The sequence below is a fragment of the Candidatus Nitrospira allomarina genome, assembly GCF_032050975.1.
GTDB classification, from domain to species: Bacteria; Nitrospirota; Nitrospiria; order Nitrospirales; family UBA8639; genus Nitrospira_E; species Nitrospira_E allomarina.
The window spans coordinates 4187521-4203157 of sequence record NZ_CP116967.1 but is presented as its reverse complement, the minus strand read 5'-3'; the positions used below and the strand labels follow the sequence as shown (position 1 = coordinate 4203157).

9 protein-coding genes are annotated in these 15637 nt (G+C 46.9%); 7 read left to right on the top strand and 2 right to left on the bottom strand.

All coding sequences use genetic code 11. From position 1 onward, the window contains the following. Positions 1–195 precede the first annotated feature (195 nt). The 5 genes from PP769_RS18370 (at position 196) to PP769_RS18350 (ending at position 7085) form a co-directional block, all read left to right on the top strand. The gene (locus PP769_RS18370; protein ID WP_312643006.1) at positions 196–1332 is read left to right on the top strand and encodes a glycosyltransferase family 2 protein; all 1137 of its coding nucleotides are present in this window, start codon (positions 196–198) and stop codon (positions 1330–1332) included. Positions 1333–1360: 28 nt separating this feature from the next. Next, entirely contained in the window at positions 1361–2533 is a 1173-nt protein-coding gene (locus PP769_RS18365; protein ID WP_312643004.1) for a hypothetical protein, read from the top strand. 215 nt (positions 2534–2748) lie between these two features. After that, the gene (locus PP769_RS18360; protein WP_312643002.1) at positions 2749–3960 is read left to right on the top strand and encodes an O-antigen ligase family protein; all 1212 of its coding nucleotides are present in this window, start codon (positions 2749–2751) and stop codon (positions 3958–3960) included. Positions 3961–3983: 23 nt separating this feature from the next. Then, the gene (gene asnB / locus PP769_RS18355) at positions 3984–5849 is read left to right on the top strand and encodes an asparagine synthase (glutamine-hydrolyzing) (protein ID WP_312643000.1); all 1866 of its coding nucleotides are present in this window, start codon (positions 3984–3986) and stop codon (positions 5847–5849) included. Positions 5850–5882: 33 nt separating this feature from the next. Beyond that, the gene (locus PP769_RS18350; protein ID WP_312642998.1) at positions 5883–7085 is read left to right on the top strand and encodes a glycosyltransferase family 4 protein; all 1203 of its coding nucleotides are present in this window, start codon (positions 5883–5885) and stop codon (positions 7083–7085) included. Positions 7086–7171: 86 nt separating this feature from the next. On the opposite strand, the gene PP769_RS18345 is transcribed toward PP769_RS18350, so the two are convergent. Together PP769_RS18345 and PP769_RS18340 are read right to left on the bottom strand one after the other, a co-directional pair. After that, positions 7172–8713, bottom strand: a complete 1542-nt coding sequence (locus tag PP769_RS18345; RefSeq protein WP_312642996.1) for a right-handed parallel beta-helix repeat-containing protein — start codon at positions 8711–8713, stop codon at positions 7172–7174. 1136 nt (positions 8714–9849) lie between these two features. Then, the gene (locus tag PP769_RS18340) at positions 9850–12315 is read right to left on the bottom strand and encodes a beta strand repeat-containing protein (RefSeq protein ID WP_312642994.1); all 2466 of its coding nucleotides are present in this window, start codon (positions 12313–12315) and stop codon (positions 9850–9852) included. A 1012-nt stretch (positions 12316–13327) separates the two neighbouring features. On the opposite strand from PP769_RS18340, the gene PP769_RS18335 reads away from it, so the two are divergent. After that, positions 13328–14812, top strand: coding sequence for a sensor histidine kinase (locus PP769_RS18335; RefSeq protein ID WP_312642991.1), 1485 nt, complete (start codon positions 13328–13330; stop codon positions 14810–14812). Then, a complete protein-coding gene (locus PP769_RS18330) occupies positions 14809–15636 on the top strand; it encodes a hypothetical protein (RefSeq protein WP_312642989.1) in 828 nt (275 codons plus the stop codon). Before PP769_RS18335 ends, PP769_RS18330 begins: the two co-directional genes overlap by 4 nt. The last annotated feature ends 1 nt before the right edge of the window (position 15637 follow it).

Sequence of the window (15637 nt, the reverse complement as noted above, 5' to 3'; positions counted from 1 at the left end):
TTTTTCCCACCCCACTATTGCTATCCACTTAGGATTGTCGGAAGAAATACCGACATAAATATCATACACTTATCTTCAATCAAGTTTAATCTCTCATTTTTTCCTTCTGGAAAAAAAGGATGCCTGGTCACAGGCGCGGCTTGAAGGCATTTGAAGGTATAGGATAAATCTCTACGCTCCTGAGAAGGAATTGGGATGAAAATACTATTTTGGGTGGCATTTGTGGCGGTGCTGTATACCTATTTTGGATATCCCTTTCTTGTTTGGGTCTTCGCACGCATAAGACCGAGGCCCATTAAGCAAGAAACTATTTTTCCCTCTGTCTCTATGGTTATTGCCGCTTATAACGAAGAGAAAGTTATTGGTGCCAAAATGGTCAACACCATGGCGTTGGCCTATCCAGAAGGTCAGTTAGAGATTATTGTTGTCGCAGATGGGTCGACGGACCAGACGGTGAGTATTGCTCAGTCATATGCCACACAAGGAATCACTGTCTTGTATCGGCCACTTCGGCAAGGAAAAACGGCTGCCTTGAATCATGCTGTTTCATCTGCAAAGGGGGAAATTATATTCTTTTCTGATGCAAACACCCTGTATGAACCAACAGTCATTCAAAAAATCGTTAGAAATTTTCATGATCCCTCTGTCGGAGGTGTTTCGGGTCGAAAGGTGATATTGAAGGACAGCGCCAGGCAAACCAGTCAAGGGGAAACAGCCTTTTGGAATTATGAAGGCTGGCTCAAATCTGAAGAAAGTCATTTAGGATCGATTGTAGGTGCAGATGGGGAGATCTTTGCCATTCGCAAAAGTCTTTTTTCATCTATGCCGCCAAGCATCGTCCATGACGATATGTTTCTTTCTCTCAAGATCGTTGAAACCGGCTTTCGAGTCATTTATGAAGAGGAAGCCACTTCAGCAGAATATTCCTCAAAAACTCTTCATGATGAATTTTTCCTCAAAGTTCGGTATGCGTCCGCCGGATATCAAATTCTTTCCGAATTTCGGAGTATGTTTCTTCCCCCAAAGACGATCTTTGCCTTTCAGTTTATTTCTCACAAGCTATTTCGTTGGTTGATTCCCTTTTTTCTTTTGGCCATGCTGCTTGCTAGCGCAGTGATTCCTTCTCTTTGGTATCAAAGCCTTTTCTGGGGGCAAATCTTCTTCTATCTTGCTGCGGTCTTAGGGTGGGTCCTAATGGAAAAACTGGGCCAGACAAATATTTTTTATGTGCCCTTGTATTTCTGTATGGGGAATGCGGCCGCTTTGTATGGATTTTTTCGTCATTTCTTCAGTGCTGGACAGACGAGCCTTTGGCGTAAAGCTGAACGATAGGGATGAAATAACCTTGGAGAAATCCTGAGTGTATTTCGTATATGGGGTTTTTACTAGCATTTTGCTCCTCCTGGGATTTGTCGGGATCGTGTTACATAAAAAGCAGATGCATCTATGGATTGCTAGCTATGTGGCTCAGCAGTTCCGTTCTCGTCCCAGCCTGTCTCAGGAGCCCATTCATATATTTTTTTGTGTAGCGGACCATTATGAACCCGCTGTGGGTGGGGTCCCGTATGAACAGGAATGCGTCAGGGTGGAGAAGTGGATGAAACTCTACCCGGCACTTGCGTCCAAGCATCGGGATGCAAGTGGGCGATGCCCACAGCATAGCTTTTTTTTTCCTGCAGAAGAGTATCGCTCCGAGCATCTTGACCATCTCGCAGAATTATCCCGAATGGGGTTTGGAGATGTTGAGGTTCACCTCCATCACGATAATGATACAGCCGAAAATCTTCGAAACATACTCCTGGAATTTAAGACACTCCTCTATGAGAAGCACCATCTTCTCCGAAAAAATCCTGAATCAGGAGATATTGAATACGGCTTTATCCATGGGAATTGGGCCTTGGATAATAGTGGCTTGGCAGGAAAATGGTGTGGAGTGAATAATGAGATTTCCATTCTTCGTGAGACGGGGTGTTATGCGGATTTCACTTTTCCTTCCGCCCCCGATGAAACACAGGTTCAGACGATTAATTCTCTATATTATGTTACAGATGATCCTTTGCGACCGAAATCCCATAATGCGGGAATCGCTGTTGAATTTGGCAAAAAAGCCTGTGGAGATTTGATGCTCATTCAGGGTCCATTAGGATTGAATTGGAAGGCTCGAAAGCTAGGTTTGCTTCCCAGAATTGAAAATGGTGAATTGTCAGGTGATAACCCCCCCTCCAACGATCGGGTTGACCTTTGGATCAAGACCCATATTCATGTGCAAGGACGGCCCAATTGGATCTTCGTGAAACTTCATACACATGGCGCCTCTGAACCAAACATGGACGTTCTTCTTGGCGAGCCTATGGATCGTATGTGGACCTATCTGGAGACCAACTATAACGATGGTAGGAAATATTGTTTGCATTATGTCACCGCCTATGAGTTTTTTCAGGTGGTGAAGGCGGCGGAAAGCGGAGCTATGGGGGATCCGACTCACTTTTTAGAAAAAATTCGTGAGCGTCAATCAACACAGCATGTTGAATAAAGTAAATTAACCAGCAAACCTATTCTCTCCGGAACAGGCGCATAGGATTTCATTCAAATCAAATGGTCAAAGAAGAAACCGCAGCGATAGACCCTGTGGACTCCATCGGGCCCAATCCGACTTCTGGGAATGGTCCTATACCCTCACCCCTGTCTTTCCTTCTTTATATTTACTTCATCACTCTCTATCTACGGCCCCAAGACTGGGTGCCGTTTATGCTGAATTGGCCTGTTGATTATATTATTTTTGCTTTTTTGCTGGTTGGCTCTGTTTTTCAATTGGATGGATGGCAACGTTTGGGCAAATTGCCATTATTATATGTGTTGGTGGTCTGGCTTGTTGTGATCATCTTGTCCAACCTTGCGCAAGGGGGGGAAGGATCCTGGTATGCCAGAGCGGCTTTTACTGAATATTCCAAATCTTTTCTTATTTTTATGTGCTTATTTCTTTTTCTGAACTCAACTGGACAAATTCGCCGTCTGATCTGGTTTCAAATTATCTTATCAGGGCTTCTCGCCTACCAGTGTATTGATCAAGTGGCTACCGGCGTCGGGTGGGCTGGGCAACGTCTTGGTTGGGATGATGGTCATGGCGGGCGTGCAAAATGGGTTGGACTTTGGGATGGGATGAATGTCCTGGCGTTGCTGTTTGTTATTTCCTTCCCTTTTCTCATCCAATTTATGTTCTCTCCCTGGAACATCTTCGTCCGAATAATTTCCTTTCTTTTTGCCATTCTTATTTTTCAAGGTCTTCTATTAACCCAATCACGGGGAGGGTTGCTGGCGTCCGTGGTTTCGTTATTTGCTTCCCTTGTTTTACGGTTTAAGCCGCGTACTGCATTGATCCTTGGTGCTATTGTCCTCGTTTTGGCCGCCCCGTTGGTTGGGTTTCTCACAACACGTGGGCTTGATGATAGTGATGGGAGTAAGTCTGCGGCTCATCGTGTGGATCTATGGGCGGCCGGGCTGGAAATGGCCAAGGAAAACCCGGTCTTTGGAGTAGGCAAAATGCGGTTTAAAGAATCTGCCAGACATAAAACAGGGCTTAGCCTAATCGCCCATAATTCATATGTCGAAAATCTTGGAGAAACAGGCTTTCCCGGGTTATTTGTCTATATCGCCTTATCTTATCTTTCCATAAAAGGGCTGTGGCATGTTTCGAAGCAAGTCTCCGATCCTAAGGATCGCTCACTCGCGTTGGCTCTTTTGGCAAGTATTTGTTCGTATGCGGCCACCTCCATGTTTGTGACGACAGATTTTATTCTATTTTATGTACAGCTTGGAATTGCTGCGGCTTTTTGCTCCTTAAATGGATTTAATCCGACGTTGACTCTTAAAGATTTCCTTTGTATTGGCTTAATAGAAATTGGGTTTGTAGTATTTCTTCGATTATTTACTGCACTGTTTTTTGCCGGCGCCATGTCATAACCTTTTCTTTGGAGTCAATCGCTATGTGTGCCATATGTGGTGTGGTGAAAATGAAGGATGGTGAACTCGTCGAACAAAGACTCCTTGTGCAGATGAGAGATTCCATGGTTCATCGGGGCCCTGATTCCGCGGGATTATTCTTGAATAAGCATGTGGGATTTGGACACCGACGGCTAAAAATTATTGATTTACATGCTGGCGCACAGCCTATGTTTAATGAGGATGGGACGATTGCGGTTGTCTACAATGGCGAGATTTACAACTTTCTTGAATTGCGGGACCACCTAATATCTAAGGGACACACCTTTCAAACGCGGTGTGATACTGAGGTCATCGTTCATGCCTATGAAGAATACGGAATTGACTGTCCCAAATGGTTTGACGGGATGTTTGCTTTTGCCATTTATGATGCCAACAACAATTCGGTCTTTCTTGCCCGGGATCGGGTTGGAATAAAACCTCTCTATTTCTTTGTGGATCAGCATCAGTTTCTTTTTGCTTCTGAGGTACGGGCTATTCTCAGGGTACTGGATCATCGACCATCCACCAATATTGCCGCTTTGGATTTTTACGTGTCGGTGGGGTATGTCCCCGGGCAGACTACCCTGTTTCAAGGTATTCAAAAACTTCTTCCAGGGTATGGTTTACATCTTCAAGAGGGGCAAGTGACTCTTTCGCAGTATTGGGACCTCAGGGATGGCCCTCCCAGTGCAGTGTCATTGGAGGAAGCTCAAGAGCAATACGCGGAATTACTTCAAAAAAGTATAAAAATGAGCCTGATGAGCGATGTCCCATTGGGTGCCTTTTTGAGTGGAGGCATTGATTCCAGTGCGGTTGTTGCAGGAATGAGCCAATTTAACACCGAACCGGTTAAGACATTTTCTGTTGGATATCGTGATGATCGGGGTGCCAGCGAACTTCCCTATGCCAAGCTTATTGCGAACAAATTTCATACGGATCACCACGAGTATATCCTTGAGTCAGAAGAATTCTTTACCTCTTTGGATCAGTTACTTGAGTATACGGAAGAACCCATTGTAGAAAGTGCGGCTATTGCCCTCTTTCACCTCTCCCGGTTGGCTAAAGAGCATGTGACCGTTATTCTCTCAGGGGAGGGGAGTGATGAGATTTTGGCCGGCTATCCTTTGTACCCCATTATGAAGATGCTTGATCGAATTCACCGAGTATTTGGATCTATTCCAATCTGGATTTTAGATTGCCTGTCAACGCTTACCAAGACAAATGAAAAATACACAAAATATGTTGATTGGATGCGAATGCCACTTCCCAAACGCTATCGAGGGATTTCTAGCGATGTGACACCGAGTATAAAGGGGGAAATGTATCAACCCGCCTTTGCCTCTCGTTTAGGCCACAATTCTGATATGTTTTTTGAGCATCTCTTTGCCACCCTACCCCAAAGTTCATCATTGAGAAAAATGGGTTATGTGGACATCAAGTCATGGTTGCCGGATGACCTTTTAGTCAAAGCGGACAAAATGACGATGGCTAATTCCCTTGAACTTCGTGTTCCATTTTTGGACCATCATCTTCTTGAGTTTGCCATGTCGTTGCCGGATGATTATCGTTTGAAAGGGTGGGAGGGCAAGTTTATCCTAAAAAAAGTCATGGAGAAAACCCTACCTCATGAAATTATTTATCGGAAGAAGAAGGGCTTCCCCGTGCCGGTGGCAAAGTGGTTTAGGGAAAACCTTTATCATCAGGTTCGTCATGTCTTGCTGGACAGTAAAAGTTTAACACGTAATTATTTCCAAGAGTCGTATATCGATAATGCCTTGAAGCGACATCGGGAGGGAAAGGAAGATTTGAGCCGAAGGCTTTTTTCCCTTATCGCTTTGGAAATGTGGCACAAGAAATATATTGATTAATCCTTTTCTTTATTGATCGTTGCGCTGCTTGATATGCCACCCCCCTTAAAGGTTCTGTTTATTTCCCAGATTTTTCCCACACCCGTGAATCCAACAAAGGGCGTCTTTAGTCAGCAACTTGTTCAAGGTTTAATGAACTATTGCGATGTCCGAGTCGTTTGCCCACAACCCTGGTTCCCCAGGCTCCCTCGATGGAAATATTTGGAGCGATGGCATGGCTATTCCTTAATCCCAACTGAATATGATGTCGATGCCATACCCGTCTTGAGCCCGAAATATCCGTTTATTCCTAAACTGGGTGACCGGTACCATAGTTTCCTGTTCTTCCTAGGCCTTGTTCGGTATGCGTTTGCCCTGAAGCGCCGTTTTCGGTTTGATGTGATCAATGCTCATTGGCTTTATCCTGATGGAGTGGCTGCTGCCCGGCTTGCTAGAATCGTGGGGGTACCCTTGGTACTATCAGGTCTCGGGTGTGATGTGAATATGTTTTTGTTTGAAAAACGCAAGAGAGGGGCGATACTTCGTGCCCTGAAGCAGGCTTCTCGGGTCACAGTCGTTTCAGAAGAATTGAAAGCTCACCTGTTAGGCGAGGGAATTAATCATGAGCATGTCACGGTTATTCGTAATGGCGTCAATAAACAATTATTCTATCCAAGGGATCAGACTGAATGTGCGAGCATGCTTGGACTTCCGCAAAGGTATCCTTGCGTCGTATTTGTTGGAAGATTGGCAGAAGAGGAAGAAAAGGGTCTTCGGTATCTGATTGAGGCCTTTCAAAAACTTGTTCGAGTAAGAAAGGGAGTAACCCTGTATGTTATCGGGGATGGCCCCATGCTCAAATCATATAAAGATCTTGTCCACAATCAGGGCCTTCAAGAGCAGATTCGGTTTGTTGGTGCCAAGGCACATCAGGACATTCCGCTATGGATAGGCGCTTGTGATGTTTTCTGTTTGCCGAGTCTTCGTGAGGGATGTCCCAATGTGGTTCTTGAGGCATTATCCTGTGGCCGTCCAGTGGTTGCATCCGACGTGGGTGATATTCCCAATCTCATTGGGAAAGACAATGGATTACTTGTTGATGCGGGCAATAGTCAGCAGTTGTGTGAGGCATTGGAAAATGCCCTGGGAAAAAAATGGAATCAAGCTGAAATTTGCGCGTCTGTCAGTACCTTAACCTGGGATGCCGCTGCATCCCAATACTATTCCGTGCTCCACGGCTCCTGTTCTGATGTGTGATTTCTTCTGAGTAAGTGGAGGTATTGCTTGTAAGAGGGAGGTGCAGCAAGCCTTTCAGGGCTGCTTGCTGCACCAGGTTGGCCATCTTATTGAATGGTGAGGGTAAGGCCCTTGGGGGGAGCAGGGGGAATCGTATCTGAAGTACCACCACCATTTGCATATTCTGCTGGAAGAGGGTTCCCAAGATATTCCCAAATATAATGTGTGAGGGATGCTTTGCCGCAGAATCCTCGTGTTACATTTGCACAGAGGTCCGCCTTGATTCGTGCTTCATTGGGGAATGGCCAGAGATTTTCGTTGGTTAAGGTGCCATTCTGATAACGTTTGATGATCGTCGCGCCAATATCTCCACCATCAGAGGCCGCTCCCTTATTTGGTGTCCCCGTTTCAGCCCGTAGCAGATATTTTAATCCTGGTTGTACACTGGAATCGTGGGGACCAGGACTTGCGCCGTTATAATTAGGATTATTCGAATAGACGTTATTATAATCTGAGGTAACCGACCCATTGATGCCACTATTTGAATTATTGTGTATGAGGCTATTTTTGAGGGAGACATTGGTCACCTGATTGCCGCCGCCACCGAAATACGTCCCATAAGATCCCCCACCCAATGTGACATGGTTGAGGGTAGTGTTGCTGCTCTTTCGAGGAACTGTAATTGCGTATACATTCCCCCACGACACAACATTTTCGAATCGGTTGTTGTTATTGACTGCCCCTCCCGACTCAGAAGCCAGGCCGTTCCCCACATTATTGAGGCTAACCATACCAAGAATGACGTTATTGGATGAGCCAGTATATGGAGCGGTGTCGCCGTTGCTATTGCCGGCAAGCAAAATCCCACCACGATCTCCTCCTCCTGTGGCAGTCGTCCCATCCAGGAGAATGACATTCTCCAGGAGGCTGTCATAGGTATTGTATAAACTCATGTTGAATTTCGGGTCACCGGGTTTGTAGTCCAAACCATCCCAACGATCCCATCGGAGCACAGCCCGCCGCACCGTCACTTTTGTCCCTCCATAGACACTCAGGACATATCGGCCAGCCCCCCAGCCCCACACCTCTTCAAATAACGAGTCACGAATCCGGGCCAAGCTCCAGACATTATTGTTCGTGTTCACTGCGCTCCCAAATGCACCGGTGCGGCGAATGGTAATATTATTGATTTGATTGGTTAAGGATGTCCCATCTGGTGATTGAATGGAAACGGCAGGTCTTTCACCAGAATTCTGGATGCGAAGTCCTTCGATGACGATATGATGGGTGCCCGCTTGGCGGATGTCAATTCCGGAACGAACGCCTGCACCATCAATGACGGCCTTGCCATCGTTTTCTGCCTGAATTATCGTGGGTGAAGTTGTTGACCCGCTTGGGGGATTCGTGATGGTGCTCCCTTCGTAGTTATACTGACCATCTTTGAGGACATAAGTGTGGCTCCCTCCCTTCGAAAAGGCATGTGAGAGCGTATAATAAGGGTTCTGGCTGGTCCCATTACCAAGGACATTACTCCCTGTGGGGGATATGTAATAGGTGGCAGCAAGGCTCTGAGTGGCATTCAGCAAGAAAAATGCTGCGAGTAGAGGCCAACAGAGTGTTGCTGGATTTGTTGCATATCGGCTTTTCATGATTTTCTCCTTTTGATGCTATGTCGTGGCGACCCTGAAATTACAAACGCATAGGAATTCAATTGACAATAAAGGTAGCAGACGTATTTTCCTATAGTTCTCTATAAAATTGGTTGTCAGCCCGTGACTGGTTATGTTTCGGTAACATTAAGTAAAAGCTTTAGGAAGTTTTTTAGGAACTTTTTAACCTTAACTATGTAGGCGGAACGCTCAACATCTTTGACGGACGAAGTTTTTGAAAAAATCATACTGTGTGTCTGGTTGGAGTTACTATGGCGACTCCACCTAACCTGGGAATGTATGGTTAGTCATAGGCAAATGTGCCCTGTTCTGGCATCAATATAACGTTAGAAGGCCAATAGCTCAGCAATAGACTGGAAGGCTCTTGTACGGGAATGATTAAGTCGAAACGCCGCTCGATTTGCTGCCCTGTGAAAATGAAATTTTAGTAAAAGTCCATAAGCCAAAATATTAATCAAGAGGACTTTTAACAGTTGATTTATTATTGCGCCTTCTCGGGAACAACAGGGATGAAGTACGTGTTTCAAAATCACTTCTCTTATTTCTTTTGTTGATAACTTTCAAGCTCCCCCTAGTCCTTTATAGATGATCGATTTTTTGTCATCGAACCGCGGTCCCTATCCATGGCCGAGGAAGAGGCTGTTTCCGGAATCATCCAGCCTACGGTTTGGATTTCCCAATCTGATAACTGATGTTGAATTAGCGGGGGATGCACAATAGGTCGCCATGTTGTCCTGTCCAGTGAAAAGGTCATGCGGGATGGGATCATTTGGGTTTGTCATATCCCTGACACTATTTTTTCCCCGCATTAGGTCACTTAGAAAGTCAGTGAGTGATTGAAACTGTATCAAGGAGTGCATTCCCTGCACTCTCCTAAGTCCCCGTTCGAATGTGTCTTACTGCTACTAAAATTATTGTGGGTATCTTCACCAGGTTTCAACCAGATGCTTTCACATCCTGAAATTTCTGTAAGGGTAGTGGGGTTGGTTACTCTTCCCATGGAAATGCTTGCCACCACCCTATTCTTAAATGTGTTATCTGTAAGGAAAATTTTCATATTATCTTTCTCCGTTAATTTCTGATTATTTCGTCTGATGGTTCATAGATCACTCTTTCTAAGGTTTGATAATGACGGAATACATACTCAAATCATTTCCGGCATTGCCACTGCTGACATTACCCCCGAGAGTAATGGTCCCCGCAGGAAAGGTCTTCACAAACAGACTGAGGGTCGTATCCGACGTCACCAGATTGGCTCCGGTATCCGTAAACGTATTCAACCACGTAGGTTTCGGAGTAATGCGATCGCCATGGGCGACATACACGGACACGGGTTGATTGACCGTAAAGCTGAGGAAGTTGGAATTGGTTGCTGTTTTGTCATCATTCGCCGTTCGGATATATGGCGCACCCTGGATGAGAGTGGGGATCGTCGTAAAAGTATAGGTGCGGTCGATATAAATGGTCCCCCCGCCTTGTATGCCTGAGGTGGGCACGACGTACGCTTTTCCACTGGACACGTTCAGATTGGAAATATTGAGTGTTGAGGTAGGTGGAGGGGGAGGTGGCGTTGTGGTATTGCTCACCGTGACGGTGCGGGATGCGGAGGTGGTGGTATTCCCGGCGGCATCACGGGCAATAGCGGTGAGGGTATAGGAACCATTTGGCACGGTGGTGGTGTTCCAACTGGTGCTGTAGGGATTGGTCGTATCTTCGGCCCCAAGGTTCGCGCCCTGGAGGCGGAATTGCACACCGGTCACGCCGACATTATCGCTGGCGGTGGCGCTGACCGTTACCGTGCCGGAGACGGTGCCCGCGTTGGGGGCCGTCAGGGTGACCGTGGGTGCGGTGGTGTCCCCTGGGGTGCCTCCATCTGATTTGACGACGACGGAATACATACTCCCGCCACTACTGGCATTGCCACTGAGGCTAATGGTGCCGGCTGGGAAAGAGCGCACAAACAGGCGGAGGGTCGTATCCGACGTCACCAGATTGGCGCCGGTATCCGTAAAGGTGTTCAACCACGAGGGATTCGTGGTGCGCACGTCACGGGCGACATACACTGATACAGGTTGATTGACCGTGAAGCTGAGGAAGGTCGCATTGGTGGCTGCTTTATCATTGTTGGCGGTCTGGATATACGCGGCACCCTGAATGAGAGCAGGGACGGTCGAAAAGGTATAGTTGCGGTCGATATAGACGGTCCCCCCAGCTTGGAGGCCTGAGGTGGACACGACATAGGTTTTCCCACTGGCCACCGTCAGATTGGAAATACTGAGTGTTGAGGAGGGCGGGGAGGGGGGTGGGGTGGTGGTATTGCTCACCGTGACGGTGCGGGATGCGGAGGTGGTGGTATTCCCGGCGGCATCACGGGCAATAGCGGTGAGGGTATAGGAACCATTTGGCACGGTGGTGGTGTTCCAACTGGTGCTGTAGGGATTGGTCGTATCTTCGGCCCCAAGGTTCGCGCCCTGGAGGCGGAATTGCACACCGGTCACGCCGACATTATCGCTGGCGGTGGCGCTGACCGTTACCGTGCCGGAGACGGTACCCGCGCTGGGGGCCGTCAGTGTGACCGTCGGTGGCGTGGTGTCCGGCGGCGGTGTGGTGGTATTGCTCACCGTGACGGTGCGTGGTGTGGAGGTGGTGGTATTCCCGGCGGCATCGCGGGCGGTAGCCGTCAGGGTGTAGGAGCCATTCGGCACGGTGGTGGTGTTCCAACTGGTGCTGTAGGGATTAGTCGTATCTTCAGCGCCGAGGTTCGCGCCCTGGAGGCGGAACTGAACTCCCGCCACACCGACATTATCGCTGGCGGTGGCGCTGACCGTTACGGTGCCGGAGACGGTGCCCGCGTTGGGGGCCGTCAGGGTGACCGTGGGTGCGGTGGTGTCCCCTGGGGTGCCTCCATCTGATTTGACGACGACGGAATACATACTCCCGCCACTACTGGCATTGCCACTGAGGCTAATGGTGCCGGCTGGGAAAGAGCGCACAAACAGGCGGAGGGTCGTATCCGACGTCACCAGATTGGCGCCGGTATCCGTAAAGGTGTTCAACCACGAGGGATTCGTGGTGCGCACGTCACGGGCGACATACACTGATACAGGTTGATTGACCGTGAAGCTGAGGAAGGTCGCATTGGTGGCTGCTTTATCATTGTTGGCGGTCTGGATATACGCGGCACCCTGAATGAGAGCAGGGACGGTCGAAAAGGTATAGTTGCGGTCGATATAGACGGTCCCCCCAGCTTGGAGGCCTGAGGTGGACACGACATAGGCTTTGCCACTGGACACGGTCAGATTCGAGATATTAAGTGCTGAAGAGGGTGGTGGTGATGTGCCTGTAGGTATTGAAATCTGTTTTTCTGTGGAAGGGGCACTTTCATTTCCGGCTGTGTCAAATGCAGTCGCAATAAATCCATAAGTTGTGCCTCCATTGAGCCCTGAAACGGTTGTTGTGGGCGAGGATGGATTGCTGGGCATTCCTGAAAATATGGGTTGTCCAAAGTCTTGAGAAGGTAACGCCCGTTTGTAAACTTTGTATCCTGCCAAATCCGATTCGGAATTTTTGTTCCAGGTCACCGAAACGTTAGCTGAAAAAACCTGGGCGCAAGGTATTACAGTTATCAATGCTATAAAGAGAAGGCAAAACGAGATGGACGGTGGTTTGAAAAACCTTAAACTGCTGCTGGACTCTGTTAAAAGCTGTACAAGGTTTTTGGAAAATCTCTGAGTGATTTGCCCAAGGTGAGACATCACGGTCCTAGGAATTTTGGTGGAGAGAGATTCTTTAAATAAGGGGATGGTGCTTTGGAATTTCATTATTCATCTCCTGCCTTGGTAGACTGTTTTGCAATTTATTAAATAGTTTTCTCAAACGGTTGTTCTCTGTGCGTCAATATTTTTAACTTGCCCTCTCTCAATGTGAGTTCAACCAGAGGGGAAAGCATGGCTTTCTTACATTTCTCCTAAGAGGAGAAAGACAAGCCGAAATATTTAATCGGGCAATAAAACCTAAACTTCCAAGTACTATCTAAAAAAACTTGGAAGATGTTTTTAATTTAGGGGGAGGATGATGAAAAATTATGAAGATGGATAAATCTGGGGGGGGGGAAATAAAGAGAGACGAAATGAGTAAATAAAGTAATTGTCACGACAATAAACATGCCCCGTTAAATTTTCGCATCCGACCGATGGAAAAATTCAAGAAGTGGGGTTTTCGATAGAATTTGAAAATCTTTCCAATAATTAAGTTAGCTACGGTGGCATATGCAATATAGAGACCAGTGAAGTCATGGACCAAATGTTTGATTGTTTCTAAAAAGAAAAATTGACAGGTGCTTTTACAGAAACCTCATGAAATATTGGGATTCTGGTGTAGGATTACTCAATCTCATGTAGGAAATACAATTCAGCATTGCTACGTAGCCAACTTTTATGTGAAAGTTCTTGGGTGTTTTTGAGGAAGGAAGATCGTTAAATTTTCAATGGAGAGCACAAAGCAGGTTGTTTGGAAATTTTTTCCCTCAGGGCTAGAGTCCTTAGAATCAGATACGTTTGTTGAAACGTTCCCCTTCGTTTTGGTGTTTTAAAAATGTTGACACGTCTATCTATATTTTGGCGATTAACCCTTGGATACCTGACAATCCTTGCGTTGGTGGTTGGCGTGAATTTATATATTCTCCATCAATTTCGTGCCTTAACGGAATTAGGCGCTGAGTTAGCGACCCATCACTTTCCCGCTGTGGAAACTGCTAAGCGACTCATTACCAGTCTGTATGCACAATTAAAAAGTGACAAGCAATATTTAGTACTTCGGGATACCACCCTTCTGAAAGATTTTCTTCAGGAGGCTGAAAACTTTCGCAAAACCTTAAAAGCGCTCCAAGAGCAGGAAAACCCTGGTAGTACGCTGGAAGCACTTGCGAAAACAAAAGAACTTCATGAAGAGTTCCATACCTTATTTTTGAGTGTTGGTGTTGAGCAAGCCGACCGTTCTCCTCAGGCTATCGCCAGCTATGAGCAAAATCGGGATACATTGATTACCGCTATAACCCAATCCATCAACGCCTATATCACTGCTCAGGAAGCCAGTGTCGGCGCGATTCTCAAGGATTCCCATCTTCGTTCGGTGCAGGCCCAGGAAATTACGAAACAGCTTCTGGTGATGGCGTTGGTTCTAGGTCTTGGCTTGGCCGGGATCGCCAGCTATAGTATCCTTCGGCCCCTTCGACGAGTCAAAGCTCAAATCCGCAGAATTGGACAAGGTCAATTTGGAGGGACGATCTCCCTTTCTGTTCCACAGGAGTTACGTGAACTGGTTGGCCAGGTAAATTGGATGGGTGAAAAACTACAAAAGTTAGATGAGATGAAGTCGGAATTCCTGGCAAATATTTCCCATGAGTTACGAACCCCGTTAACGTCTATTCGAGAGGGCTCACAGCTTCTGCTGGATGGAATTCCTGGAACACTGACGAAAGACCAACGAGAAACCCTCACCATTATTTCTGAGAGTAGTCAACGGCTCAATCACTTAATCGGGAATCTCTTAGATTTATCCCGGATGGAGGCCGACATGGTCTCCTATAATTTTAGTCCTACGGACTTAAATCGTTTGGTCGTCCGGTCGACAGAAAAAGTCAAATTTCTCGCAGAACGAAAAAATATTCATCTGACCCTCGATTTGTTTCAGAATAAGGTGAGGTTCTATGATCTGGATGGGCCAAGGATGGAACAAGTGTTGGAAAATCTTTTATCGAATGCGATTAAATTCAGTCCTGAAGGAACGACGGTGTTAATTCGATCAAGGCCGGATAGTGCCGGAGAGGGGTTGCAATTTTCGGTGTCTGATACGGGACCGGGAATTCCCGAAGCTGATTTGCCTCATATTTTTGAACGATTTTACCAGGGGAAAACCCAAGAAGGCCGTGTGTATGTGGGGAGTGGAATCGGACTGGCGTTGGCGAAGCGGGTGGTCGAAGCCCATGGTGGAAAAATTTGGGCTGAGAGTATTCTGGGAACCGGGACTGCATTGCATTTTACCATTCCCAAACGAAAACACGCGGGGAATGTCCATTGACACGCCAAAAATTTGAGTCGTTGATTCTGGTGTTTTTTTTGTCCGTACTGGTGCTGAGTCTCCTTGGATGGGGTGGGTCTACCCTCACCGATGGGAATCGTTCTGCCATGGCTCAATCTGTTCCAAGCGGATCCTCTGCGGTGTCCTCGGTGTTAACACCTGACCCTGAAGATGTTCCATTTTTTCGGGCAATTGCAGATGATCAGGAAAAGAAGCTGAGTACTTGTAAAAGTGAAGATGAATGCCGTGCGGTTCATTTTCTTCGTGGAGTCGTCGCGTTATATGAAAATAGAGAATTAGCGGCGTTGCATTTTCGAAAAGTGGTGGCCTCCAACCCCAACAGCGCATTGGCGGGTGAGAGCCGATTTTGGTTATGGTTGTTGGATGTGTTGAATGCTCCAGGAGGAGGGATTGCTTCCGAGGGCTTAACTAAACGATTGGTTCGTGAAATAGTGAATAAGGAATTACTGGTCCATGAATTAAGTCGTCAATTGGAAACAGATTCGGTTGACGCACTGAAGCAAGAACTGACGAACCGGGAAAAGGCTGTCGACGAATTGAATCAGGCCCTCTCGAATCTTTCCAAACAAACAGAACAATTAAAAAAGGAGCAGGCACTCCGCCAGGACGTGCAGCAGGAACTGAAGTCCAGTGAGAGAAAAGTTCAAGAACTGACGAATCAATTAGAGGCTTTACGACGTATCGATCAGGAAATTCGCGAGAAGGCCCCACCGACCCGCCCGTCTGAAAAAATGGCCCCAACCCCCAAACTCGAAAGAGCCGAGGAGAAAGAATTCACAAATGAAGGTGAAGGAAAAAAATAGA